Here is a 749-nt window from a genome sequence, read left to right as displayed (position 1 = left end):
CTTTCGAGCATTGCGTGCGCGGCCATGGATTTGACGTCGGGCACATGTCGCACCCGTGGGCGACCGCGTCCTGCGACTGGGAAGATCAGTTGCACATCGGCCGGATAGACCTTCTGATGCCGGGGGATGCCAACCGCCCAGCAAAGGCTACGTGCACTCAGTGCCTGCCGGAACGGAGCCGACAGCCCGTAACCCGCATCGGCCAGCACGCAGCCAAAGCGCACCCCGGCCGCGATGACACGATCAATCTCCTCAATCGCGATCTCTGGCTTGGTGCGGTATTCCTGCAAGGGCGCAGGCACGCCAACCTTGTCCATGCGCGCAGCATCGCTCGTCCAGCTTTCCGGCAGGAACAGCCGCAAGCTTAACATGAGGGGAACTTCGCCCGAAGCCAATGTCACCGATACCATCGTCTGGCAGTTGGCATTCTTGCCCAGCGCCGTGGCGTATTGGGGCGCGACGCCAACCGAAGCCTTGCCCTTCTTGGGCAGGGCGGTGTCGTCGATGATCAACCAGGCTCCCTCACCGCCAACCAATTCATCCGCCTGGTTCCACAAGGTCGCTTCCAGGGGGGCGCTGTCCCATAATACCAAGGTGCATAGATCAGTACCCATGCGCCCATTGGCGCATTCCGATGGACATGATGTGCCAGGGCTGATCGACGAGCTTGTTCCATGCGAAGCAGCAGTGGTCGACGATGTCGTCGTAGGATTTGAAGATGCGGTTCGACAGCCAGTTGTCGCGCATGA

At 61.0% G+C, this 749-nt stretch carries 2 pseudogenes; both read right to left on the bottom strand.

The annotated features are described in order from the left end of the window. Nucleotides 1–587 (bottom strand): annotated as a pseudogene (locus MBENS4_RS23740) (IS701 family transposase); the annotation flags it as partial. A 16-nt stretch (nucleotides 588–603) separates the two neighbouring features. Then, nucleotides 604–749: pseudogene (locus tag MBENS4_RS25650) on the bottom strand (IS630 family transposase); the annotation flags it as partial.

Origin of the sequence: Novosphingobium sp. MBES04 (genome assembly GCF_000813185.1) — a bacterium.
Taxonomy (GTDB): Bacteria; Pseudomonadota; Alphaproteobacteria; order Sphingomonadales; family Sphingomonadaceae; genus Novosphingobium; species Novosphingobium decolorationis.
The sequence above is the reverse complement of the archived record's forward strand: the minus strand, read 5'-3'. Positions and strand labels throughout refer to the sequence as shown.